General features: G+C 39.4%; 22 protein-coding genes and 1 riboswitch. Of the genes, 3 read left to right on the top strand and 19 right to left on the bottom strand.

Features of this window, described 5'->3' with window-relative positions:
* Positions 1 to 49: 49 nt before the first annotated feature.
* The 18 genes from NYE73_RS02770 to speB all read right to left on the bottom strand — a co-directional run bounded on the left by NYE73_RS02770 (position 50) and on the right by speB (position 20,413).
* Positions 50 to 682 (bottom strand): TetR/AcrR family transcriptional regulator, encoded by a 633-nt coding sequence (locus NYE73_RS02770; RefSeq protein ID WP_048393737.1) that lies wholly within the window; start codon positions 680 to 682, stop codon positions 50 to 52.
* A 3-nt stretch (positions 683 to 685) separates the two neighbouring features.
* Positions 686 to 1,822: an acyl-CoA dehydrogenase gene (locus NYE73_RS02765; RefSeq protein WP_016993589.1), complete on the bottom strand. Its 1,137-nt coding sequence runs from the start codon at positions 1,820 to 1,822 to the stop codon at positions 686 to 688.
* A 165-nt stretch (positions 1,823 to 1,987) separates the two neighbouring features.
* Positions 1,988 to 3,124 (bottom strand): acyl-CoA dehydrogenase, encoded by a 1,137-nt coding sequence (locus NYE73_RS02760; RefSeq protein ID WP_048393739.1) that lies wholly within the window; start codon positions 3,122 to 3,124, stop codon positions 1,988 to 1,990.
* Between the two features lie 59 nt (positions 3,125 to 3,183).
* Positions 3,184 to 4,035, bottom strand: coding sequence for a 3-hydroxybutyryl-CoA dehydrogenase (locus NYE73_RS02755; protein ID WP_004269435.1), 852 nt, complete (start codon positions 4,033 to 4,035; stop codon positions 3,184 to 3,186).
* Positions 4,035 to 5,240 (bottom strand): acetyl-CoA C-acetyltransferase, encoded by a 1,206-nt coding sequence (locus NYE73_RS02750; RefSeq protein ID WP_259949438.1) that lies wholly within the window; start codon positions 5,238 to 5,240, stop codon positions 4,035 to 4,037. Before NYE73_RS02750 ends, NYE73_RS02755 begins: the two co-directional genes overlap by 1 nt.
* Before the next feature lie 196 nt (positions 5,241 to 5,436).
* Positions 5,437 to 7,668, bottom strand: a complete 2,232-nt coding sequence (locus tag NYE73_RS02745; RefSeq protein ID WP_259949436.1) for a heterodisulfide reductase-related iron-sulfur binding cluster — start codon at positions 7,666 to 7,668, stop codon at positions 5,437 to 5,439.
* 359 nt (positions 7,669 to 8,027) lie between these two features.
* Positions 8,028 to 8,591, bottom strand: a complete 564-nt coding sequence (locus NYE73_RS02740; protein ID WP_259949434.1) for a cob(I)yrinic acid a,c-diamide adenosyltransferase — start codon at positions 8,589 to 8,591, stop codon at positions 8,028 to 8,030.
* Positions 8,592 to 8,603: 12 nt separating this feature from the next.
* Entirely contained in the window at positions 8,604 to 10,064 is a 1,461-nt protein-coding gene (locus tag NYE73_RS02735) for an adenosylcobinamide amidohydrolase (protein WP_259949431.1), read from the bottom strand.
* The gene (locus NYE73_RS02730; protein ID WP_066036948.1) at positions 10,061 to 11,062 is read right to left on the bottom strand and encodes a FecCD family ABC transporter permease; all 1,002 of its coding nucleotides are present in this window, start codon (positions 11,060 to 11,062) and stop codon (positions 10,061 to 10,063) included. The genes NYE73_RS02735 and NYE73_RS02730 overlap by 4 nt, the downstream gene beginning before the upstream one ends.
* Positions 11,059 to 12,027: an ABC transporter substrate-binding protein gene (locus NYE73_RS02725; protein WP_259949426.1), complete on the bottom strand. Its 969-nt coding sequence runs from the start codon at positions 12,025 to 12,027 to the stop codon at positions 11,059 to 11,061. The genes NYE73_RS02730 and NYE73_RS02725 overlap by 4 nt, the downstream gene beginning before the upstream one ends.
* A gap of 136 nt (positions 12,028 to 12,163) precedes the next feature.
* A riboswitch (cobalamin riboswitch) is annotated at positions 12,164 to 12,346 on the bottom strand.
* 57 nt (positions 12,347 to 12,403) lie between these two features.
* Entirely contained in the window at positions 12,404 to 14,071 is a 1,668-nt protein-coding gene (locus NYE73_RS02720) for an acyl-CoA dehydrogenase family protein (protein ID WP_259949424.1), read from the bottom strand.
* A 1-nt stretch (position 14,072) separates the two neighbouring features.
* Positions 14,073 to 15,575 (bottom strand): class I adenylate-forming enzyme family protein, encoded by a 1,503-nt coding sequence (locus NYE73_RS02715; RefSeq protein ID WP_112117309.1) that lies wholly within the window; start codon positions 15,573 to 15,575, stop codon positions 14,073 to 14,075.
* Positions 15,568 to 15,957, bottom strand: a complete 390-nt coding sequence (locus NYE73_RS02710) for a MerR family transcriptional regulator (protein WP_054548583.1) — start codon at positions 15,955 to 15,957, stop codon at positions 15,568 to 15,570. Before NYE73_RS02710 ends, NYE73_RS02715 begins: the two co-directional genes overlap by 8 nt.
* 232 nt (positions 15,958 to 16,189) lie before the next feature.
* On the bottom strand, positions 16,190 to 17,857 hold the full coding sequence (argS, locus tag NYE73_RS02705) for an arginine--tRNA ligase (protein WP_048393759.1): 1,668 nt from the start codon (positions 17,855 to 17,857) through the stop codon (positions 16,190 to 16,192).
* Positions 17,857 to 18,288 (bottom strand): DUF1934 domain-containing protein, encoded by a 432-nt coding sequence (locus tag NYE73_RS02700; RefSeq protein ID WP_048393761.1) that lies wholly within the window; start codon positions 18,286 to 18,288, stop codon positions 17,857 to 17,859. Before NYE73_RS02700 ends, argS begins: the two co-directional genes overlap by 1 nt.
* Before the next feature lie 156 nt (positions 18,289 to 18,444).
* Complete coding sequence (gene yidC / locus NYE73_RS02695) at positions 18,445 to 19,077, bottom strand: membrane protein insertase YidC (RefSeq protein ID WP_259949420.1); 633 nt, start codon at positions 19,075 to 19,077, stop codon at positions 18,445 to 18,447.
* A 24-nt stretch (positions 19,078 to 19,101) separates the two neighbouring features.
* Entirely contained in the window at positions 19,102 to 19,377 is a 276-nt protein-coding gene (locus tag NYE73_RS02690) for a hypothetical protein (RefSeq protein WP_004231520.1), read from the bottom strand.
* A 163-nt stretch (positions 19,378 to 19,540) separates the two neighbouring features.
* Complete coding sequence (speB, locus tag NYE73_RS02685; RefSeq protein WP_004231519.1) at positions 19,541 to 20,413, bottom strand: agmatinase; 873 nt, start codon at positions 20,411 to 20,413, stop codon at positions 19,541 to 19,543.
* A gap of 300 nt (positions 20,414 to 20,713) precedes the next feature.
* Between speB and NYE73_RS02680 the strand changes: the two genes are divergently transcribed.
* Entirely contained in the window at positions 20,714 to 22,768 is a 2,055-nt protein-coding gene (locus NYE73_RS02680; RefSeq protein WP_048393764.1) for a transglycosylase domain-containing protein, read from the top strand.
* A 354-nt stretch (positions 22,769 to 23,122) separates the two neighbouring features.
* Here NYE73_RS02680 and NYE73_RS02675 read toward each other — a convergent pair whose 3' ends face one another.
* Entirely contained in the window at positions 23,123 to 23,641 is a 519-nt protein-coding gene (locus NYE73_RS02675; RefSeq protein WP_004231517.1) for a YwhD family protein, read from the bottom strand.
* A gap of 166 nt (positions 23,642 to 23,807) precedes the next feature.
* Between NYE73_RS02675 and NYE73_RS02670 the strand changes: the two genes are divergently transcribed.
* The gene (locus tag NYE73_RS02670) at positions 23,808 to 23,993 is read left to right on the top strand and encodes a 2-hydroxymuconate tautomerase (protein WP_004231516.1); all 186 of its coding nucleotides are present in this window, start codon (positions 23,808 to 23,810) and stop codon (positions 23,991 to 23,993) included.
* Between the two features lie 121 nt (positions 23,994 to 24,114).
* Positions 24,115 to 24,783, top strand: a complete 669-nt coding sequence (locus NYE73_RS02665; protein WP_257961631.1) for a class A sortase — start codon at positions 24,115 to 24,117, stop codon at positions 24,781 to 24,783.
* Positions 24,784 to 24,805: the final 22 nt, after the last annotated feature.

Here is a 24,805-nt window from a genome sequence, read left to right as displayed (position 1 = left end):
GGCATTGCAATATCGCTATATGCAATTGCCGACAAACCCCTTACAAATATTAAAACCCCTTTATGCCTGAAATGAACAAGGTGATTTGCATGTCAATGAATTCGTCTATTGAATGCTGACGATGTAAAGCCCATTTGCGAAACGCCCAGCTTTGTCCTGAAACAACTAAGTTATTGGCTGCTAAATGGATTTGCTTCTCTGTCATAGTTAGTTCGCCAGACTGCACACATCGCTGTAACAAGCGTTCAAATGTGGCAACCATTTCAAACTCTTTACTAAAAACATAGCGTTGTGCTTCTTTTGACAATGATTTTGTTTCTTGATACATGATTGTTAGCTCATCAACCATACTATCGATTTGCAGGAAGTATTCCCGAATCATTTCTTTTAACTCATCAATAGTTCCTGCTTTAATCTCATAACTTGAAAGACGCTCCATTGCATGGTGATAGATACTGTCACAAACAAGGTATAGAACATCTTCCTTCGTTCGGATGTATTCATACAAAGTACCGATACTAAAGCCAGCAGCTTTTGCAATTTCTCTCGTCGTGGCACGGTGAAAGCCTTTTTCTTTAAATAGCTTAATAGCTCCTTGAATCATTTGTTCACGACGAATGGCGATTAGATTTTCATCTTTTACGGTTGACTGTACTTGGGGCCTTTTATCTTTATCAGTCATCAATTATTTCGTTAGCATACGCGAGATAACAAGACGTTGAATCTCCTGCGTACCTTCGTAAATTTGTGTAATTTTAGCATCACGCATAAAGCGCTCTACAGGGTAATCTTTTGTATAACCATAGCCACCAAATACTTGAACCGCCTCTGTCGTTACACTCATTGCTGTATCGCCAGCCATTAATTTCGCCATTGCAGATGCCTTACCATATGGTAGGTTATTAGATTCTAACCATGCCGCTTGGTATGTAAGAAGTCGAGAAGCCTCAATTTGAGTTGCCATATCGGCTAATTTAAAGGAAATGCCTTGATTTGCAGTGATCGGTTTACCAAATTGCACACGTTCTTTGGCATAGTCAACTGCTGCATCGAGTGCGCCTTGTGCAATTCCTACTGCTTGAGCCGCAATACCATTACGTCCACCATCTAGTGTCGTCATGGCAATCTTAAAGCCTTCCCCTTCAGCCCCTAATAGATTTTCCTTTGGAACACGACAGTTATCAAAAATAATCTCTGTTGTTGGAGATGAACGAATTCCTAATTTCTTTTCTTTCTTCCCTACAGAGAAACCTTCAAATCCAGCTTCCACGATAAATGCGGATGTGCCATGTTTTGCTTCTGGGTCTGTTACTGCAAATACAATATATGTATCTGCTACTCCACCGTTCGTAATAAAGATTTTTGAGCCATTTAAAATATAATCATCGCCATCACGTTTTGCATAAGTTTTCATGCCACCCGCATCAGAGCCAGAGCCAGGTTCTGTTAAACCATATGCACCAATATGTTTGCCTTCAGCCATTGGACGAAGGTATTTTTGTTTTTGTTCTTCTGTACCGAACTTGTAAAGTGGCCAACCTGCCAGTGAAGTATGTGCAGATAAAGTTACACCAGTCGAAGCACAAACACGTGAAAGTTCCTCAACAGCTATGACATATGCAAGGTAATCAAATCCTGCACCACCATATTCCTCAGGCCATGGAATACCAGTAAGCCCAAGCTCCGCCATTTTGTCGAAAATCGCACGGTCAAATTCTTCATTTTCGTCACGTTCAGCAGCTGTTGGCGCCACTTCATTTATAGCAAAATCACGAATCATTTCACGTAATTGTTCATGCTCTTCTGTTAACTGAAAGTTCATTGTCCATTTCCCCTTTTTTAGTTAGACTCTGTTTTGTGTTACCTGATTATTGTTAGGTTAGATTGAGCGGTTTTGCCTTATTTCAGAGCAGTTCTACACCCTTTATAAACGTTCCCTCACTCTTGAACGGTTTCCATCACTTTGTACCATTCGCAATATCAGGCTTTATTTCAGTAAATGTTTACTAATGACTAGTCGTTGAATTTCACTTGTACCTTCATAGATTTCTGTCACCTTTGCATCGCGGAAATAGCGCTCTACTGGATAATCTTCCGTATAGCCGTAGCCGCCAAATATTTGAACAGCCTCTATTGCCGTTTGTACCGCTGTTCGTGATGAGAAAAGTTTAGCCATTGAAGCTTCTGCTCCACATGGTAAACCTTTTGCACGTAAATCGGCTGCACGATAGACTAACAGTTTTGCAGATTCAACAGCCGTTGCCATATCCGCAAGCTTAAAGCCAATACCTTGTTGTGCGGCAATCGGCTTACCAAATTGAATACGTTCTTTAGCATAAGCAGTAGACGCCTCTAGTGCCGCCTCAGCAATTCCTAACGCCTGTGCCGCAATGCCGATTCGTCCAACATCTAAATTGGCCATCGCAATTTTAAAGCCTTCTCCCTCTTCCCCAAGTAGGTTGTCGGCTGGAATGCGACAATTATCGAATGTCAGCTGAACTGTACGTGAGCCGTGTAAGCCCATCTTATGCTCATCTTTTCCGATGATTAAACCAGGTGTTCCCTTTTCAACAATAAATGCTGAGATACCCTTTGTTTTTTCAGCTGGGTTAGTAGATGCGAATACAATATAGACATCAGCTTCTCCACCATTTGTAATAAATACTTTGGAGCCGTTAATCACATATTCATCGCCATCACGCACTGCCTTTGACTGTAAAGAGCCAGCGTCTGAGCCTGCACTTGGTTCTGTTAAACAAAATGCACCTAAATATTCGCCTGTTGCAAGCTTTGGTACATACCGTTTCTTTTGTTCTCCATTCCCAAAGTAAATAATTGGATTCGTTCCAACTGAAGTATGGACGGATAAAATAACACCCATTACAGCGCTTACTTTTGATAGTTCATTAATCGCAATAATATAAGATGTAAAATCCATACCAGAGCCACCTAAGTCTTCTGGAGTCGTAATCCCCATTAAGCCAAGTTCACCCATTTGCTGTAGAAGCTCACGTGGAAATTCTCCCGCTTCCATTCGCTCCACCCATGGTTGAATTTTTTCCTGAGCAAATTGACGAACCATATCGCGCATCATAATTTGCTCATCTGTAAATTGCAAATGCATCTATAATGTCACCCCTCTAAGTTGTCCCGAAACATCTAAATAACCCCATCCCCATAGGATTATTCGTAAACGTAAAAGCCTCTTCCTGATTTCTTACCTAGCCATCCAGCCGCAACGTATTTACGTAGCAGTGGACAAGGGCGATATTTACTGTCTCCAAGACCCTCATGTAAAATTTCCATGATGTAAAGACAAGTATCTAAACCAATAAAGTCTGCCAATGTTAATGGCCCCATCGGATGGTTCATACCAAGCTTCATCACATCATCAATTGCTTCTTTTGTCGCTACACCTTCGTAAAGTGCGTAAATCGCTTCATTAATCATTGGTAGTAGGATTCGGTTTGAAATAAACCCTGGGAAATCATTCACTTCTACAGGTGTTTTCGATAATTTAACCGTCATCTCTTCAACAGCTTTGTACACTTCATCTGTTGTTGCTAAGCCTCGAATGATTTCGACAAGTTTCATAACTGGTACAGGGTTCATAAAATGCATACCAATTACTTGCTCTGGACGCTTTGTTACTGCTGCAATTTCTGTAATAGGCAGTGAAGATGTATTCGTAGCTAAAATAGCATGTGCTGGCGCAATGCCATCAAGTTGCTTAAAGATGGATTGCTTAATTTCCATATTTTCCACAGCGGCTTCAATGATAATATCCACATCACTAGCATCTTGTAAATCTAGCGACATACTAATTCGACTTAAAACAGCAGCCTTCTCATCTTCTGTTTTACGACCCTTTTCTACATCACGTGATAAATTTTTCGTAATAACCCCTAATCCACGCTCGAAAAATTCTTGTTTGATATCGTTCAATTTCACATCAAAGCCTGCTTGTGCACAAACTTGGGCAATACCAGAGCCCATTTGCCCTGCACCAATGACCATTACCTTTTGAATTCCCATTAGTTCAGTCCCCCTGTTTTTGGTACTTCAATCATAATTGCATCACCTTGGCCGCCGCCTGAACAAATTGCGGCAATGCCAATGCCACCGCCACGACGCTTCAATTCCTGTGCAAGTGTTAATATTATACGTGCACCAGATGCCCCAATCGGATGACCTAAAGCAACTGCACCGCCATTAACATTCACTTTTTCTGCATCTAAATCTGCCAACTGCTTGCTGACTAAAGCTACCGCTGCAAAGGCTTCATTGATTTCAATTAAATCAATATCTGCTAATGATTTGTTAGTCTTTTTCAGTAATTTATTAATAACAAGACCTGGTGTTTGCGGGAAGTTTTCTGGCTCAAGCGCAAGTTCTTCGTGACCAATGATTATTGCCAATGGTTCTCTACCTTCACGTTTTGCACGTTCTTCACTCATAACGACAAGTGCACATGCACCGTCGTTAACCCCAGGTGCATTACCTGCTGTAATCGTGCCATCCTTGTCAAAGGCTGGTTTTAGCTTCGCCAGTACTTCCAAAGACGTCCCTGCTCTTGGTGCCTCATCTGTATCTACAATAAGTGGTGCACCTTTTCGTTGAGGAATCTCCACTGGTACGATTTCTTCAGCAAAGTAACCTTTTTCAATTGCGGCTAACGCGCGTTCATGACTGCGTACTGACCAAGTGTCCTGTTCTTCTCGGCTTAGCGAGAACTCTTTAGCTGTTGCATTACCATAGCTACCCATATGTGGTCTTGCTTTATCGAAAGCACATGTTAAGCCGTCATATAGCATGCCATCTACCATTGTAGAATCTCCCATACGCAAACCATTTCGACCATTCAGAAGATAATATGGTGCATTGGACATAGATTCCATTCCACCCGCAATAATCACTTCTTCGTCCCCTAAACGAATCAATTGATCTGCTAATGTCACCGCACGCATCCCTGAAGCACAAACTTTATTGATTGTTTCTGTTTTTACTGCTGTTGGTAAATTGGCCTTCAGCGCAGCCTGTCGAGAAGGAATTTGCCCCTGTCCCCCTTGTAAAACAGAACCTAAAATTACCTCATCCACTTGCTCAGGTGCAAGCTTTGCCTTCTCTAATGCACCTTTAATAGCAATCGCACCTAAATCACTTGCATGTAATGCTGATAATGAACCTCCAAATTTACCAAACGCAGTTCTTGCTCCTGCTAAAATTACAGCTCTATTCAAGTAAAACACCCCTTTTGTTTTACATTCTCGATTAAGATGCAAAGCATTATTGACTGAACGCTCGCTCGACTTCTATCGAGGAAAAATGGGAGTTTACTATCTCAACTCCCATCCCCATTTAATCTTATTCTACAAAACAATTTTTTATTGTGCAATTTATATTTTTCAGATAACTAAAATATTTCTGCAATAGCAATCATTTTTCTGCGTTCGCTTCCGTATTCTCGTCTTGTTGAACATTTTCTATAGACGCTACCACTTCTTCGTATGTTTCTTCTGTTTCTTCGGAAGAAGGATTAACTGCCTTTACTTTTTCACCGAACACAGAACGTTCTAGTAATTCTGCAACATCAAATGTTCCAATAGAGTCTTCAACCTCTTTAGCCTTTGTACCATCCTCTAGCATTGTTAGGCAGTAAGGACAGCCTGATGAAATAACTGATGCATTTGTTGCAAGAGCCTGTTCTGTTCGCGCTACGTTAATGCGATTTCCTACATGCTCTTCCATCCACATTAATCCACCACCAGCTCCACAGCACATCGCTGTTTCGCGGTTACGTTCCATTTCAACAAGCTTCACGCCAGGGATTCCTCGAAGGATCTCACGTGGGGCATCGTACACATCATTGTAGCGGCCTAAATAACAGGAATCATGGAAAACAATCGTTTCATGAACCTCATAGTTTAGCGCTAGACGATTTTCCTCAATCAACTGATTTAATAACTCAGTGTGATGATACACTTCACCTTTCCAGCCAAAGTCTTGATATTCATTTTTAAAGATATTGTAGGCATGAGGATCGATTGTTACAATTTTCTTCACGTCATTTTTCTCAAACTCATCAATATTTGCTGTAGCTAGCTCTTGGAATAAGAATTCATTCCCTAAACGACGAGGTGTATCCCCAGAGTTTTTCTCTTTATTACCTAAGATTGCAAACTTCACACCAGCCTCGTTTAATAGACGACAGAATGCTAAAGCGATTTTTTGAGAGCGGTTGTCGAAAGCTCCCATCGAACCAACCCAGAATAAATACTCCATTTCCTCGCCAGATTTTTTCAGCTCTTTTACAGTTGGAATTTGGATTGTTGGATCTAGATCACGCCAATTTTCTTTTTCCTTGCGGTTTAAGCCCCAAGGATTACCTTGTCGTTCAATATTCGTCATTGCACGTTGAGCATCAGGATTTACTTTCCCTTCAGTCATTGTTAGATAACGACGTAGATCAATAATTTTATCAACATGCTCATTCATTACAGGGCATTGATCCTCACAGTTACGACATGTCGTACAAGCCCAAATTTCCTCTTCTGTAATGACATCGCCAATTAAAGATGGGCTGTAGATATCCTCAATTACAGCACCTTCAGCACCAGCTGCAATTGCAAGCTGGTTACCCTTTGTATTGGCAAAGAATTGATAAGGCACCCATGGTTTTTGTTTTGTTACGACTGCGCCCGTAAATGTTAAATGGTCACGCAATTTTACGATTAAATCCATAGGAGACAGCATTTTTCCTGTTCCTGTTGCTGGACACATGTTTGTACAACGTCCGCATTCTACACAAGAATATAGATCAAGCATTTGCTTTTGTGTGAAGTCCTGTATGCGTCCTACCCCAATAGAAGGCATATCCTCTTCGCTTTCAGCATTTTCTCCAGCTTCTTCCAAGGCCTCAAAATCAATTGGTGTTAATGTACCCGTACGATCTAAACGATTCATGTAAACATTAAGTGGACTGACAATTAAGTGGAAATGTTTAGACTGCGGTACGTATACAAGGAATGTTAATAGAATTAAAAGGTGTGCCCACCACATTACATAAAACACACCAGCGGCAACTGATGTTGGTAGGAAGCCAAAAATAGCAGCAATACTTGAAGCAACTGGCTCCGTATAAGTTAATCCCTCACCATGCCAAATTAATCCCATACCATTAGCGATTAATGTAGATACCATTAACCCACCAATGAAAATTAATACAAGGCCGTTTTTCCATCCTCGTTTTAGACGCACTAGCTTTTCAACATAGCGGCGGTAAAATGCCCACACTACCGCGATTAAAATCATTAAAACCACCAGTTCTTGGAAGAATGTAAAGACACCATAGAAAATGCCTAGTGGCAGATGTGACTCTGGTGCTAGTCCTTTCCAAATTAAATCAATGGCCCCTAACTGTACCATCAAAAATCCATAGAAAAACATAACATGTATTAAACCACTCTTTGGATCCTTTAATAGCTTATTTTGACCAAATACATTGACCATAATATAACGAAGTCGTTCTTTAACACTTTCATCAAACTCAACCTTTTTCCCCAATTGCACATACTTATAGCGTGTTTTCAACAGGTAGAAGAACAATCCTACTGCATAAAGCACAACCACGACTGTTAAGACAATGTTAGCAATTAATAATGGACTCATGGTTGGTCCCCCCTTTAGTTTGTCGTAATTTTCTCTCTTTGTGACGAATTTGCTAGTTCAAACAGAAATGTACTTCACTTTATCATTATATTCCTATTCTAATAAATGAGTGAGCATTCAGTCAACATAAAACGGAAATATTTCTGATAATTTTATATTCTTACATTTTACAAGAAAAAAAGCCACCCTGAATTTTTCAAAGTAGCAATTTTTACTTTCCTTAACTATTATACTTAGGGGGATGTCGCATATTCAGTAGACTTTTGAACATCTGCTAAATTGCATACAAACCTATACCGCCCCGTAGCTTAATATCTGGAAATTCATTTTTTGTACAAAAACATTTTTTAAATCAAACTTTATTTTTTAAAAACATTCCCACTGCGAATATATTCAACATCTGCTACGTTTAAGCGAGCATTTACGACACGTGCAGCTGCAAATAAATAATCCGATAAGCGATTTAAATATTTTTGTACAACCTTTGGTACATCTTCAACTTCTTTCATAAGTGTCACCATTTCACGCTCTGCTCGGCGTGCAACCGTGCGTGCAATGTGTAAAGTTGCCGCTGCTGGTGCACCTCCTGGTAAAATAAAACGTTGTAAAGGTGGCGCTTCGTCTGATAAAGCATCTATACGAGCTTCAAGTACTTCAATCGGTTGCTCTGTTAATTTATAATGACGTTCTTTCATCACATTAGCAAGGTCTCCACCAGCATCGAACAACTCATGCTGAATTGTCTCTAGGTCTGTTATAATATCCTTGAAAAGCGCTTGATCTAATTCACTTACGGCCTTCCCAATAAAGGAATTTAATTCATCAATTGCCCCATATGTTTCCACACGTAAACTATCTTTATCAACCCGTCCTCCAATAAGACTTGTTTTCCCCGTATCGCCTGTTTTCGTGTAAAGCTTCATTTCTCTCATCTCCTAAAACTGGTTTTTATAATTCCTAATCGCCTGAACTGTTGTTTCATAGACACCCTTTGCAATCATTTTACCAACTTCCGTAATTGGGCCACCATACAGCATTTCTTCTCCTTTTTGAGTTGCAGCAATTAACAGACTATCTGTAGCAGTACCTGTTGCAATTGTTCCACTCCGCTCATCACGAATATTTTCTGATTGCAACGCCTTTGTTTTTGCCTCAGTTGCTGTCATCAATGCCTGAAAAAATGCCTCTTCCGATAAACAACCATTAACGATAACCCATGTATTAATAGTACCAATATATGGATCATCTTGTCTTTCATGTACTCGAGATACATCAACTGCATTGCCTACGCCAGCTGTTACAGCTACGATTATACTGCCAAAAGGTGCTGAAAATTCATTGATGGCCACTAGAGCTGTTGGTACTGCTGTTAGCATAACAACAGTATTTGTAGATGAAAAATTTTCCCTTTTCAAAAATTCTTTAACTTCTCGTTTCACATCGCTAATGACATAATCACCAGGAACTGAGCGATTTAATAAGCAATTATGCCAGCCAATACCTGGGTTATGAACTGCAGAAGATACGGTCTTCAGAGGAAGCTCTGATTGAAGTTGGATATATTGTTCAGTTATCGTAAAGTGCTCTTTTTTGATGACAGCTCGCTGCTGATAGTCTGTAGCTGCGGGCATCATTGTAATTTGAGGTTTTGGTATTTCAGGGTGAGCATATGTAGTCACCCGTGCTTGATAAACTTCTTCAATTTGGGAGGCAATTAATACTTCATGTGGTGCACCAAGTGCTCTCATTTGTCCGCTTTCCATCAGCAATAATTCATCACAATAAAGAGAAGCTAAATTCATATCATGTAGTACCATAACAACTGTTAAACCGCACTCCATGGCTTCCTTCCGCACCATATCTAAAATTTGACGTTGGTGGGCAATATCTAAATGATTAGTTGGTTCATCGAGTAATAGTATTTCTGCAGTTTGAGCTAAGGCTTGTGCTACAAATACTCTTTGTTGTTCACCACCAGATAAAAATTCCATTGGTGTATCCTCATATCGCTTTACACCTGTTTGTAGCATAGCATGTTGCACAGCCTGTTCATCCTGTTCGGACCAACTCGAGAAAAAGCCTGTTTGGTGTGGGTAGCGCCCCAGTGAAACTGCCTCTCTCACACTGTTTGAGAAAGCATTTGCATGAAGCTGTGGTAATACAGCCATTTTTTTCGCCAAAGCACGAGCATTATAAGAAAGAATATTTTGTCCATCAATCAAAATGGTTCCAGCAGTAGCTGGTAAAATACCACTCACTACTTTTAATAATGTGGATTTCCCGCTACCATTCGGCCCTAGAATGCCAAGAATTTTTCCTTTTTCAACAGTAAAACTAATGTCCCTGACGATTGGTACATCTTCATAGCCACCTGATAGATGTTCAACAACAATCATGCCCGTACCCCCTTGCTTCTTCGCTGCTTATAAAAAATATAGGAGAAAACAGGTGCTCCAATAAATGCCGTAATAACACCAATTGGTAGCTCTCTTGGCACAATGATTGTTCGTGCTACTAAGTCGCAAATAATGAGTAATGTTGCACCATTGAAAAAAGATAATGGTAATAAGTGGCGATGATCAGAACCCCAAATCATCCTTGTCATATGCGGCACCACTAATCCTACAAAGCCAATTGTGCCAGAAACCGCTACAGCCGCTCCAGTTAACATGGAGCCACCTGCTAATATCAAATATTTACTGCGCTTTACATTAACACCTAAATGTTTTGCTCGCTCTTCACCATACAACAAGACATTTAATTCTCGTCTTTGTGTCCATAGCATAATTGAACCAACAATCACAAAAGGAATGATCATTTGGACATATGGCCAACCACGCATCGAAACAGAACCAAGTAGCCAGCCTATTACCTGACGTAATTCTTCACCAGATAAGGCAATCATTAATGAAATGAGGGAACCTAAAAATGAACTAAAAATAACGCCTGTTAATATCAACGTTTCCATTTTTAATGAGCGGTCTACGAGTCTAGCAAAGCTCATAACAACTACCATCGTAATGATAGCACCAATCATACTGAAGATTGGCAGCGCATACAAACCGACAACAGGTATAGAAATACTAAAAAAGATCGTTAAAACAGCACCAACAGAAGCTCCTGACGAAACCCCTAGTGTATATGGATCTGCTAATGGATTTTTTAATAAACCTTGGAAAGCTGCTCCAGCAATAGCTAGAGATGCGCCTACTAGTCCCGCTAATAACACGCGAGGCAAACGAATTTTCCAAAAGATATTGGCGGCTGTTTCATCAACCGCCTTATTCCACAATACTTCTAATGGAATATGAACCGAGCCTATCGCTACGCCACACCAGATGCTAATAAGAAGAAGCGTACATGTTAATGTATAGGCTAGTGCTATTTTTTTCACTTAAATACCTCAGGATAGATTGCTTTTGCTAATTCTTCTAGACCTTCAGCTAAACGTGGCCCTTGACGACTTGTCGTACTTTCATCTACCTGCACAATCGCATTATTTTTTACGGCATTAATCGTATCAAAGCCCGCACGTTTTGGTATTTTCATTAAAATATCTGGTACATAATGATATGTCACCACGATGACATCTGGATTTTTTGCGATAATTTGTTCTGCATCAATTTTATACCAATTATCGCCATCTACAGCTACATTCTCTGCATTGATCATTTCAAGCATCGCGTTCATAAATGTACCATTGCCAGCTGTATAAATATCTGGCTCATCTGATGCTTCAACTAACACTTTTTTGGGTTCAACATCCTTGACTTTAGACAAAACTTCTTCTACTTTTGCCTTCATATTAGCAACAATTTTTTCTGCCTCTGGCAATTTCCCTGTAGCACGTCCAAGTTGCTCAATTGTTGTATATGTTTCATTAAAGTCTTGTGCATTTTTTACAACAAATACTTTCAAACCTGCTGATTCAAGCTGTGCAATAGCCTCTTCTGAAAGAGACATGCTAGATTCGTGTGAAAAAACGATATCTGGTTTTAAGGCAATAATTTTTTCAATATCGTATTCCATACCGCCAACCTTATCCTTCTCAGCTGCCTCTGGCGGATAATCGTCGTTGTCCGTAACACCAACTATTTCATCATTTAAACCTAGTCCAAAAAGGATTTCAGTATTACTCGGAATAAGTGAAACAATTTTCTCAGGAGGTGCTTCAAGTGTAATGTCCTTACCAAGGGCATCTGTTATCGTCATTGGGAATGTTGCTTCATCCACCTGGGCCGTTTCTTGCTGTGTTTGCTGCTCGTTAGATGGTTTGTTATCTTTTGCTTCCTGCCCACAAGCAGCTAGCAAGCCTACTGCTAAAAATGCTGATAATCCTATTTTCCAAAATTTCTTCATGTGAATCCTCCTTCGTTGATCCGTGCGACATTTCGCTTTACTCTACATCAAAATAAAACCCCTCATCTTTGATCGATGAGGGGGCAAAATCGCACCAAAAAACTGATACAAAATCCACCACCCTATCCTCGTAGGTTGTCATGTCGTTATAAAGGCAGGTCTCCTGGCTAGTGCTACTTGCGATTTTTCAAGCCTTCCCGAAATCTTCAGTGGCATCATTTGAAAAAACTCACACTTACAGTGGCGGGACCGCATCGGAATTACACCGATTTCCCTTTTCACTTTACTTAAGTAAAGAACCTTTATAATATTCAGTTGATTTCATTATACATGAAAATGAAAAAAGTCGCCTCCATTCAAGACGACTCCCCGGCCATTATACAATTTCAGAAAAGTATTGGACTGTTTTCATTTGAGCACCCATTTCTCTTAATGACCATGTCTGTTCTAAATAAACGTCTGCTAGTTTTTCATATTTCCCACCAAATTTATGTGCCCACTCAACCGCTATGACACTTTCATAAAGGTGAGCCATTTTTTCCGCCATACCTTTAGCTTCAAAAGTTTTCGTTGCCTCGTCTAAAGCGCTAAAAATTTGCAGTTTCACAGACATATTCGCCAATTGTTCTTTAACGATTTGTACTAGTAAGCTGTCAGCTAATTTGTCTAATCGTTCCTCCATCTCCTGTACAAACAGTTCATGAGCATGAAACTTATCTACTAAACGAATGAGTTCTAAGGCCAAAATATTAGCCGTCCCCTCCCACACCGTTAACACTTGGGCGTCTCTTAATAAGCGGGGCGTTACAAAGTCTTCTATATAGCCATTACCTCCGTGTAATTCAATTGCCTCACTAGCATAATGAACAGCTTGCTCTGCTGTTTCCTTTTTCATAATGGCAATATATAAACGATTCATAATAAGATCTTGCTGAGTTCCCTGTCCACTTGTCACTTTATCGTATAATTGGATAAGGTCAAAAACTGTCGCTACTTCCACGTGCAACTTAGCTGCAAATTTCCCTAAAGTATCCTGAATCATAGGGTACTGTGTTAAGGGCTTGCCAAATGCATGTCGATTGCTTACATAATGTTTTGCCTCTAAGAAGCCGCGACGCATAATACCAATTGAAGCGACTGCATTACAAATTCTAGAGAGATTTAGTGCTTCTAGCATATAATAAATCCCTTTATTTTGCTCCCCTACAACATAGGCAAGTGTACCATCAAATTCTACCTCACCAGAGGGAACTGCCCGAACGCCTAGCTTATCTTTCAGTCGGCGAATACGTAGATGATTTGTTGTTCCATCTTCTTTGCGCCAAGGAACTGCAAACAATGTTAAGCCTTTGGAACCTGCTGGCGCACCTTCTAGACGTGCCAATACCATCGCTACACCACACATGCCCGCATTGGATGCAAAATATTTTTCACCATATAGACGATAAGCAGTGCCATCCTTTCTCGCCTCCACCACATTTGCACCTACGTCAGAGCCCCCTTGACGTTCTGTTAAAAAGGTCGCACCTTCATATAAATCTGTGTCACCTGTTGCACACACATGTGGTAAAAAACGCTGCTTTACCTCTTCATCTGCATAATGATCTAATAGATAGGCAGTTGCCATTGTCAATGTTACCGGACAATAAAAACCGGGCTCTGCATGTGATAGCAAATAACCTTGTGCAAAGCTATAAACATAATTCCCCTTGTGTCCTAGCTGCGGAATATGCTTGTGTACATAGCCTACAATCCCAGTATTATATGTCTCTTCAATCGTTTTTTTATAGCCATCATTAACCCAAACCTCCGATATCTCTTCACCATAGGCATCATATCTTTGAAGGCGAGGCTCACCCTGTCGATCTGTATGCTTTGCCCTCGTATCAATATCACCTGCACATAGCTCACCAAAATTTGTTAACTCTCGTTGGGCATAGGATAAAAACTCTTTATCTAACATCATTTCTACTATTTTTTGAAGCGTGTCATCTTCAGTAAAAAAGTTCGTAGTACGCATTGCTTCTTGTTGTAATACTTTCATGCTATCTCACCTCTTGCCCCTTTAAATTTTGTTTTAATATTTTGCCTGATGCATTGCGTGGTAGCGCTTCTACTTTTTCAAAAATACGTGGTATTTTAAACTTTGCAAGATGCTCCTCTAAATAAGCTTTCAAAGCTTCCTCATGGATGTCTTGTTTAGCAGAATACACCGCCTTTACAGTTTCCCCCCATTGCGGATGTGGTACACCAATTACCGCAACCTCGAATATACCTTCAAAGCTCAATAAACAATCTTCAATTTCTTTCGGATAAATGTTGACACCTCCCGAAATAATGACATCCTTTTTACGATCTACGATCCAAATAAAACCATCTTCATCCTTGCGAGCTAGATCTCCTGTTTTTAACCAACCATCAATAAAGGCTTCATTAGTAGCTACTTCATCCTTATAGTAGCCGAGCATGTTGCCCTCACCCAACAAGACAATTTCCCCCACTTCGCCTACATTTACATCTTCTCCACTGTCATTCACAATACGCAACTCTGTGCCAAGTGGCGCCCGCTGACCAATACTTCCTGCCTTTGCTTCATGTTCCTTGCCAAATAATAATGAACCACTTGGACCTGCCTCTGTTAATCCATATACACAAGTCAAATTATTTGTGCGGAATGCCTGCTGAATGAACCGAACCTCACTTTGAGATAACGGTGCCCCACCATAGACCCACCATTTCATAGAAGACAAATCTGCCGAATGTAGCCTTGGCAGTTGTGCCGTTAATAAATAAGCAACAGGTGCACCAAAGAAATGTGTTGTTTTCTCCTTTTCAATGGAATCAATGAATAAATCGGGTGTAAAAGTTGGTGTTAATACATTTGTTGAGCCTACCAATACACCCGCCATTAAAAATAAATGTAATGGTGCAGAGTGTGTTAATGGCATCATAAGCAAAATACGGCTCTCAGGCTTTACCTCCATTTCAACAGCTATCATTTGCGCCACTGTTAAAATATTACGGTAGCTAAATAACACACCCTTTGGTTTTCCTGTCGTGCCAGATGTATATAAAATCGTGGAAGGGTCATCCTCTTGTAACTGACAATCAATTGTTTGTGTACTAGCATTTTGAAGCATTGATTCATACTGATGCCATCCCACTTTTTCTTGACCTGTTTTAATTTTTAACGGAATACCGGCTAGCTGTTCAACTGCTGCAAAAATAACCTCATGTACGACAATTGCCTTCGCCTCTGCATGCTGCGCCACGTACTCTACTTCTTGCAATGTAAACTTCGCATTGACTGGTACAACGATCGCTCCAATACGCTGAATAGCAAAGTAACTGACAACAAACTCTAAAACGTTTGGCATAAAAATTAAAACCTTATCCCCCTGCTTTACTCCCTGCTCTAGTAAAGCATGACTAAAACATGTCACCTGCTTATCTAAATCTTGGTAGGTTACTCTTCTGCCATGACAAATAACGGCTTCATTTTTCGGATACTTACGGGCATTACGTGCTAATAAATTGGAACTATTCATCTTGCATCTCTCCCTTTAAAGTCGCTAATTTTTCGCTAAACATGCCATGCATTTGTTGTAACTCACGCTTCATCTGCGTCAGCTCAGCTATTTTACTGTCAATCTCTTGAATTTTTTGTTCCCCGTATTCAACCGTTCGCTCTAATTGCTGAATTCCTGAGCGATCAAAATCAAATAGTAGAACCATCTCTTTGATTTCCTCCAACGAAAATCCGTAACGCTTGCCTCTGAAAATAAGCTTGAGTTTCGCCAATTCTTTTTTGGAAAAGGTTCGTTGGTTGGTAGATGAACGATGGGGGCAAAGAAGCCCAAGTTCCTCATAATAACGAATTGTCCGCGTAGATACATTAAACTCCTTTGCTACCTCCTGAATCGTCTTCAAAACCATCTCTCCTTTCCTAATTGGCAACAGTATACCATTGACGTTAACGTAAACTTCAACAAAATTTTCGGAATTAACAGAAAAATAAAGTTTGGGACAGCTAATTTTCCACGTTTTATCCGTTTCTTTTGTCTTTCTATCCAACACATTCGGAACTTTATCTCTCATATTCAGCCTTCTATCCATTAAAAAAAGCCCCTAACACTTTTCATGTTAGGAGCCTAAAGTTTAATTACATTTTTTCAGGTGCAGATACGCCGATTAAGCGTAATGCGTTCGCAATTGTTGTGCGGACAGCCGTAATTAATGCTAAACGAGCCTCTGTTAACTCTTTATTTGAAGCATCTAATACTTTTTCTGCATTATAGAAGCTGTGGAATGCAGCTGCTGTTTCTTGAATATAGTTTGCGATACGATGCGGTGTGCGGTGTTTCGCTGCTTCCGCTACCACTTTCGGGAAATCACCAATCTTTTTCAGTAAATCAATTTCCTTTTCTGCTGTTAATAAATTGAGATGTTCTGTTGTAGCAGCAAAGCCTTGTTCATTTGCTGAACGTAAAATAGATGAAATACGTGCATGCGCATATTGTGCATAGTACACAGGGTTTTCATTAGATTGTGATACTGCAAGGTCAAGATCAAAGTCCATATGAGAATCGCCAGCTGTTTTTACAAAGAAGTAACGAACTGCGTCAAGACCAACCTCTTCTACAAGCTCACGCATAGTTACTGCATTCCCTGTACGCTTAGACATTTTGAATTTTTCTCCGTTTTTATAAAGCTGAACCATTTGAATAACTTCCACTTCTAACGTATCTCGATCATAACCAAGTGCTTGAATCGCTGCTTTCATACGTGGAATATATCCGTGATGATCAGCTCCCCAAATATTGATTAATTTATCGAAGCCACGGACAATTTTGTCTTCGTGATAGGCAATATCTGGTGTTAAATACGTGAATGACCCATCATTTTTAATTAGCACACGATCTTTATCATCACCAAATGTTGTAGAGCGGAACCAAGTAGCACCATCCTCTTCAAACACATGTCCATTAGCTTTTAATTTATCTAAAGCTACTTCGATTTTCCCGTTTTCATATAGAGACGTTTCAGAATACCAGACATCAAAATTTACACGGAAGTTTGCTAGGTCTGTTTTTAATTTATCTAATTCTAAAGCTAAACCGTGCTGACGGAAGAAGGCAAAACGCTCATCATCTGATTTTGCTAAAATTGCATCCCCATGCTCTTTTGCTAATTTACCCGCAATATCAATAATATCTTGCCCATGATAGCCGTCTTCTGGCATTTCAGCTTCCATTCCTAATGCTTGTTTATAACGAGCTTCTAATGAATAAGCTAAGTTATTAATTTGATTACCTGCATCATTAATATAATATTCACGAGAGACACTGTAACCAGCCATATCCAACACATTACATAAGGAATCACCAACAGAAGCGCCACGAGCATGACCTAGGTGAAGATCTCCAGTAGGATTTGCTGAAACGAACTCCACTTGAATCTTTTCCCCAGCACCTGCATTTGAGCGGCCATAGTCCGTACCTTGCTCAAGCACCTGTGTCACTACCTCTGTTAGGAAATCTTTACGCACTGTGATATTCATGAAGCCTGGGCCAGCAATATCAATCTTTTCAATATCAGTGCCTGATGGATCAAGATTTTCTAAAATAGCTTCGGCGATAGCACGTGGTGGCTTTTTAGCTAACTTCGTTAATTGCATCGCAATGTTTGTTGCATAGTCACCATTTGCTTTATCCTTTGGTGTTTCTAGGTGAATCGATAATTCTGTGCCAGCCTCAACCAGACCAGCTTTTTCAACAGCCTGCACGATCGCTGCTTTAATAGCCTGTTGTACTTGTTCTACTGCGTTCATCATTGTACCTCCGTAAATGTAATATCTAATGTATAGTTGCCAACGGATTGCCCACCCATTAGTAAATCGTACTGTACATGGAAATCTCCGCTTGTTGCCAGTTTTGTAAACGTCATATTTTTCGTATCAATCACGAGGGGCATAGAACCGAACTCACTTTCATAATGCCCTTTTTGTTGTTCGATTATGTTCAGCGGTAATCGCATATTAACCGCTCCAGCACGCATAATTAGTGCCTTCTCATGACCTAACTTCATCGTTGTGCGGACGATTTTATCCTCCTGCACCTCATCATATTTCAAATACAAGCTTCCTGCCTTTTCAAGTAGCTGCCCTTTGAGCCACATTTCATAACTTTCGGACTCCCCATCACTTGGACGAATGGTAGAAATGAGCTTAATGTTCACATGCGATCTTACTTCGTTCGCCATAACGGATGCCCCTTTTTAGTCTTTTACTATAACCTTTTTATTATAGGATGAATACTTATGGTTTTTCAAGATAGAAGTGATGTAAAGCTCCTCAACAAGTTTATTCGAGAAAATAAAAACCCTCTCCTTCCAATAACGGAAAGAGTGGATTTCATTTTATCTATACCATTTTTTTATAATCAATTGTTGAACTATTAACAATAAAGCACTAACAGTCCAATAGATCGGGATAATCGCTGGATTGAACAGACTAAAAATGAGGATCATGAGAGGATTAATAAATACCATTATCTTCATATTTAATGGTTGACTTTTCTCTAGGGCTATACAACTTTGAATGAAATAAATCAAACAAGCAATCATCGAAACCCCAATATCAATCGTCCCTAAATTCATCCAAAGGAAATTTTCACTGGCAATCACTGAATCTAGCTTAATTGCGTAGTACAGTGAAAATAATATCGGTAATTGAATAATGATTGGTAAACAACCTAGTAAAGAGCTTTTCAATGAATCTAAAGTTAGCTCTTGGATTTGTTGCTGTACCATTCTTTTTTCAGATTCGCTTTGACTATTTTTATATTTGTCTGTAAGCACATCTAATTCAGGCTTAATGGTAGTCATTAATTCTTTTGAGTGCTTTTGGTGTTTTGCCGATCGAATAAATAACGGCATAAGAATTAATCTGACTGCAATCGTAATACCAATGACACTAAGTGCGTAGCTACCTGTAAAAGAATGGATGAAATGAATGAGGTTAATAATAGGTTGTGCTAAAAATGTTAACAATGGTTGTCCTCCTAGTTTTAAAGTTTAAATCAAACTAGGAGATACACTTTCTTCCTCATTGTCTTCGGACATTCTAATACACAGAACAAACCACGTTAGCATAGGTGGAGTCCAAGTATTCGTGATAGTATAGTCAACTTCAAACTCCTCGTCCTTCACATCTTGAACGGTTATTTTATTGACGAGATACAGATGCAAATGAACACTTAATACAGTTAAAACCAAAGATGCTAATAGCCAAAAGTATTCCATTGTACTGACAAAAATGAATAAATCATTCATGAGAAGTGACCAAATCATAATACTCCTCCTCCCTTTATTAAAATTGAAGAAACATACATTTTACCTAACTTATCTACGCTACAAAGTAAAATAAGTTTCAATTTTATGCTAAGGCTCATTCTTCATTTCAAAAATATAAAATGGGGCTAGCTCATAGCTAACCCCATTCAACCAATCTTATTTATTTTACCCAGCCTAAAATCATTTCCCGTAATAATTTTGAAGCTGTGTTTGCTGTCATTTCTGAAGAATCATAGATCGGTGCTACTTCAACTAGGTCGAAACCTACTACATTTACACCACTTGCTGCAATAGCATGGATGGAAGCGAGTAATTCTTTCGAAGTAATACCACCACAGTCTACTGTACCAGTGCCTGGTGCGTGTGCTGGATCTAAAACATCGATATCAATTGTTACATACACATTGCGTCCAGCTAGTGTTGGTAGGACCTCTTTTAACGGTTCAAGTACTTCAAATTTTGAAATGTGCATGCCGTTTTCCTTTGCCCATTCAAATTCCTCTTTCATACCTGAACGAATTCCAAATGAATAGACATTTTTAGGTCCTATATGTTCCGCAATTTTACGGATTGGTGTAGAGTGCGAAAGTGGCTCTCCCTCATATTCCACACGTAAATCTGTATGTGCATCAAAGTGAATAATAGCAAGATCATCATATTTAGCTGATACAGCCTTCATTACTGGCCAAGACACTAGATGCTCGCCACCCATGCCGACAGGAATTTTGCCATCCGCTAATAATTTCTCTATAAATTTCTCAATTTCATCTAAAGAACGCTGTGCATTACCGAATGGTAGTGGAATATCCCCTGCATCAAAGTACTTTACTTCCTCAAGCTCACGATCTAGATATGGACTGTACTCTTCAAGACCAATGGATACCTCACGGATACGCTGTGGACCGAAACGTGATCCTGGACGGTAACTTACTGTCCAATCCATTGGCATACCATAAATTACTGCCTGTGCGTCGTCATATGTAGGATGACTTTTTATAAAAACATTTCCTGAATAAGCTTCATCAAATCTCATTGCTAGCCCTCCATATAATTAATCATCATTTTTCGTCTTCTTCTATTATGGCTTACAGGATTGTAATGAAACCTGTATCCTTTTATCCTCGTATACATTATTGGAACGTCTAGCAAATTTCGATTAAAATCTACAAGGTGCGATTTTTTGTCGAATGCCAGCATTTCAAGTAGTACAAAAAAAGTATAGATGTTTTTGAATAAAGTGCAATAGTTTTTAGTTAGAATTTCGATTAAAGATGAATGTTCGAACACATACTAAAGCTAAGTTCGAAGTTGTGAGAAAACGAGGTGAAGTCGGATGAAACGAAAAAGCTATCATCGAAAGCAACAACGTGTAAAGCGCACACGCAAAAGCCTTACGTTATTCGTGGCCTTTACATCTGCAATTGTCGTAGCGTTTGTCGCACTCCGCATCTATGTTCAAGTGGCTGGTGCACCGCCTTTAACCGTACCAAAGGCTTCTATTTTCTTAGATGAAAATGAGAACCAAATTGGGGATCACTTTACAAATCAACGACGATATTGGGTCGGCCTCGATGAGATGTCACCTTATTTAAAGGAAGCAGTTGTTGCTGTTGAAGATAAAGATTTCTATCAACATGGCGGTTTCGACTATTCACGTATTGCTGGTGCCATTTTAGTGGACATTAAGGCTGGCGGTAAGGTTCAAGGAGCTAGTACCATTACGCAACAATATGCTCGTAACCTTTATCTATCCCATGAAAAGTCTTGGACACGTAAATTAAACGAAGCCCTGTATGCTTATAGATTAGAAGTTTTTTATGACAAGGACGAAATACTAGAGGGCTATTTGAATACGGTATATTACGGTCATGGCATGTATGGAGTAGAAGCTGCAAGTCGTTTTTATTTTGGAAAATCTGCCAGTGATTTAACGCTTGCTGAAGCAGCAATGCTAACAGGCGTACCAAAAGGACCAAGTATTTACTCACCAATTGCCAATTTAGATAAGGCTACCAATCGTCAACACGTTATTTTAAAACTTATGGCAGACCAAGGTGCCATTACACAAGAAGAAAAAACGCGTGCTGAAAATGAACAGCTCGTCTTAAAAAATGATAGCTGGGTTGCAACCAAATCTGTTGCCCCTTATTTCTTGGATGTGGCTTGGCAAGAAGCCAGTGAAATCTTAAAATCAAAAAACCTTGATATTAGTGAAGGTGGCTGGACGATTCAAACAACGCTTAATCTGGAGCATCAAAAAGCAGCTGAAGAAGCAGTAGCCAAAAATATGCCTGCCAATGATCTGCAATCTGCGTTTGTAAGTATGGAATCTAAAACAGGAGCTGTCACTGCACTAGTCGGTGGTCGTGATTATTCAGTAAGCTCATTTAACCGAGTTACACAAGCCAAACGTCAACCAGGCTCTACTATTAAGCCGATCTTATATGCAGCGGCGCTAGAAAATGGTTACACGCCACTAACTTTTTTAGATGTTGGTGAAACAACTTTTACGTATGATAATGGGCGTGGCACTTATGCACCTAAAAACGTCAACGGTCAATTTGCAGATCATGATATGACAATGGCACAAGCTATTGCTATCTCAGATAATATTTACGCAGTAAAAACCTTAGAGGACATTGGCTTCAAAGAGTTTCATGATATGGCAAACCGTTTTAATGTAGGAATTGGTGCGAAGGATAATTTATCCATTGCACTAGGAACGATTGAAACGACATTATACGAAATGACAAATGCATATAATATTTTGGCGTCGCAAGGACAGCAAACAACACCAACAACCATTGTATCCATTAAAAATGCACATGGAGATGTTATTTATGAAAACAAAGATGTAGCAAGCAAAGCTGAAACAGCCATTTCTAAAGAAAATGCATACATCTTAACAGAAATGATGACAGGTATTTTTGATCCTGTTTTCAGTGACTATTCACCCGCTACAGGAATCAGTATTCGTTCACGTATGACACACACATATGCTGCTAAATCAGGTTCTACGAATAGTGATCAATGGTTAATTGGTTTTACTCCAAAACTAACTGCTGGTGTATGGAATGGCTATGATCAGGGTAAAAACCTTACCACGAAGGAAGATACTGCTGCAACAAAGCAAATCTGGATTGACTTTATGGAAACTGTCAACAAAGGTACAAAAAATGAGGATTTCAAAAAACCTAAAGGTGTAGAGGGCGTTGTCATTGATATTGAAACAGGTAAATTAGCGACTGACGCTTGTCCTAAACAACGTCTAGTCTATGTAGAGTCGAAGGATGTACCTACTGAAAAATGTACAAACTTCGATATTCTCGACAGTAATACATGGGGAGAATTTTGGAATATGCTACCATTCTCTATATTTAAGGACTAAAAACAAGATAATTTCGGAAACCTTTTTAATCCTAATACGTTTTTAGCTATGAAGGCTCTCGACAAAGTAACTGATATACTAAAAATAAGAAAAGCTTTCTCTTCCCCGGAGACGTGTCCGTGGGAACAGAAAGCTTTTCTTTTTTTATGGTCCGCGAAGTATGAGCATCATGGGGCATTTGGCTTGGGTTTGGGTTGTTCAAATGCCGCATAGCGCTCATCACATTCGCGATACCAAGTGTCCTAGCTTACTAAAATGTAAGCTCTGCCTCAAGTGTACTTTGTTTCAAACACACTTTCAACCTAATATCGAAAGCGATTGCAAAATGTCACAGATTGTTCAATCATTACGAGTCTATTCGACAAATAAGTCTTGACGCAATTGCTCCTCACTACGTTCCCACAATTCTGGATTAAGTTGTTTAAGGAAAGAAGCTAACACTTTTTTAGACGGTGCATCCATATGCTCTACAATAATATGACGTTTCATGGATTTATCCATTTTATTTACATGATCAGCTAGAATTTTATAGCCACGTCGTTTTTCACGATTTACAACCATCTCACAGGCTGTAACTCCTGCATAATATGGCCCATTTTCTTTATGGTCTATCGTCACCCACACGAGCCAATACGGTTTCCCGCCCTCTGAATCAGCACGGTCCATTGTAAATTTAATACCACGCTCTACGTCACTTCTTGCATGCATGGCACCAATTTCAACAGAAGCCGTCCCCTCTTCTACGTCCACTATTACAGGCGATACATTCTCTAATGAAAGTGAACCGATACCAAACCCTTTATGTCCATCTGTTGGATCGTTTTTTATAATGGTAAAACCCATTTTTTGTTTTGGTTTTTCTTCATTTGTCATACTTAAATATCCTCCATTCTGCTATTATAAAGGAAAGCATATCAACGCATATTTTATCGAAACAATCACTATTTTCGCCATTGCGTATATGCCTCAACGCAAGTAAGAAGTTTATACTTTCTTATAAACTAACTATACAACATTATTCTATAAAGGAGGCAATATTATGCCATACGTAACAGTGAAAATGCTTGAAGGTCGTACAGAGGAACAAAAACGTGCTCTTGTAAAAGAAGTAACAGAAGCAGTATCTCGCACAGTTAATGCACCTGCAGAAAATGTAACAGTTTTTATTGAAGAAATGTCTAAAAACCATTACGGCGTTGCAGGCGTTCGTTTTAGCGACAAATAGTAGTAAGATGGATAGAGCAAGCATCTTAACGCTCTATCCATTTTTTTAAAATGGTCATAAGTTAACCATCTTTTGCTGGAATAAAACCTTCTATTTCAAAAACAAGGATGTGATCTACGACATGAATAAACTGAAGATAATATTGCTCATCACTATGCTCGTCCTTGGCCTAATACTTGTATTTATCAGCCCCATTCAAAATGCGATCATTGCCCATTTAAGCCATCAATTAAATACTACTGAAATCAGTGTAGAAGAGATTGAAAAGAATAATCAGGTTAATGCAGATTATGTATTTGAGGATGTACAATCGCTGTCCATAGCGGAGGTATTAAAGGCTCAAACAAAGGCCAATAAAATGCCCATAATTGGTAGTATCGCCATACCAAGTGTTGACATGCAACTTCCGATTGTCAAAGGTGTTGGAAATGCTGCACTTGCCGTAGGGGCAGGTACCATGAAGCCAAATCAAAGCCTCGGGCAGGGAAATTACGCCTTAGCAGGACATTATTTTGAAGAAAAGGATATCTTATTTAGTCCTCTATATAAAGCAAGTATAGGAGATACAGTCTATGTAACGGATTTAACCAATATTTATGAATATCAATTAGCTTCTAAAAAAGTCATCGCGGCAACAGATATTTATGTAATCGATGATATTCCAAATAAAACTGTTTTAACACTCATTACATGTGCTGATAATGGATCAAAGCGTCTTGCCATACAAGCTGATTTTGTTCAACAATATCCATTTGATAAAGCACCTGAAAAGCTATCAGAAGCATTTTAGAAATAGGTGAAGCCCCTAAGAT

The sequence above is a fragment of the Lysinibacillus sp. FSL K6-0102 genome, assembly GCF_038003545.1.
Taxonomy (GTDB): Bacteria; Bacillota; Bacilli; order Bacillales_A; family Planococcaceae; genus Lysinibacillus; species Lysinibacillus capsici.
Note: the sequence above shows the minus strand (reverse complement) of the source record. Positions and strands in the feature narration are given on the sequence as shown.

Bases quoted from the DNA above. Each gene is read 5' to 3' on its own strand.
- NYE73_RS02770 (WP_048393737.1), bottom strand. From the start codon at position 682: ATGACTGATAAAGATAAAAGGCCCCAAGTACAGTCAACCGTAAAAGAT.
- NYE73_RS02765 (WP_016993589.1), bottom strand. From the start codon at position 1,822: ATGAACTTTCAGTTAACAGAAGAGCATGAACAATTACGTGAAATGATT.
- NYE73_RS02760 (WP_048393739.1), bottom strand. From the start codon at position 3,124: ATGCATTTGCAATTTACAGATGAGCAAATTATGATGCGCGATATGGTT.
- NYE73_RS02755 (WP_004269435.1), bottom strand. From the start codon at position 4,035: ATGGGAATTCAAAAGGTAATGGTCATTGGTGCAGGGCAAATGGGCTCT.
- NYE73_RS02745 (WP_259949436.1), bottom strand. From the start codon at position 7,668: ATGAGTCCATTATTAATTGCTAACATTGTCTTAACAGTCGTGGTTGTG.
- NYE73_RS02740 (WP_259949434.1), bottom strand. From the start codon at position 8,591: ATGAAGCTTTACACGAAAACAGGCGATACGGGGAAAACAAGTCTTATT.
- NYE73_RS02735 (WP_259949431.1), bottom strand. From the start codon at position 10,064: ATGATTGTTGTTGAACATCTATCAGGTGGCTATGAAGATGTACCAATC.
- NYE73_RS02725 (WP_259949426.1), bottom strand. From the start codon at position 12,027: ATGAAGAAATTTTGGAAAATAGGATTATCAGCATTTTTAGCAGTAGGC.
- NYE73_RS02720 (WP_259949424.1), bottom strand. From the start codon at position 14,071: ATGAAAGTATTACAACAAGAAGCAATGCGTACTACGAACTTTTTTACT.
- NYE73_RS02715 (WP_112117309.1), bottom strand. From the start codon at position 15,575: ATGAATAGTTCCAATTTATTAGCACGTAATGCCCGTAAGTATCCGAAA.
- argS (WP_048393759.1), bottom strand. From the start codon at position 17,857: ATGAACGCAGTAGAACAAGTACAACAGGCTATTAAAGCAGCGATCGTG.
- NYE73_RS02700 (WP_048393761.1), bottom strand. From the start codon at position 18,288: ATGGCGAACGAAGTAAGATCGCATGTGAACATTAAGCTCATTTCTACC.
- NYE73_RS02690 (WP_004231520.1), bottom strand. From the start codon at position 19,377: ATGATTTGGTCACTTCTCATGAATGATTTATTCATTTTTGTCAGTACA.
- speB (WP_004231519.1), bottom strand. From the start codon at position 20,413: ATGAGATTTGATGAAGCTTATTCAGGAAATGTTTTTATAAAAAGTCAT.
- NYE73_RS02680 (WP_048393764.1), top strand. From the start codon at position 20,714: ATGAAACGAAAAAGCTATCATCGAAAGCAACAACGTGTAAAGCGCACA.
- NYE73_RS02675 (WP_004231517.1), bottom strand. From the start codon at position 23,641: ATGACAAATGAAGAAAAACCAAAACAAAAAATGGGTTTTACCATTATA.
- NYE73_RS02670 (WP_004231516.1), top strand. From the start codon at position 23,808: ATGCCATACGTAACAGTGAAAATGCTTGAAGGTCGTACAGAGGAACAA.
- NYE73_RS02665 (WP_257961631.1), top strand. From the start codon at position 24,115: ATGAATAAACTGAAGATAATATTGCTCATCACTATGCTCGTCCTTGGC.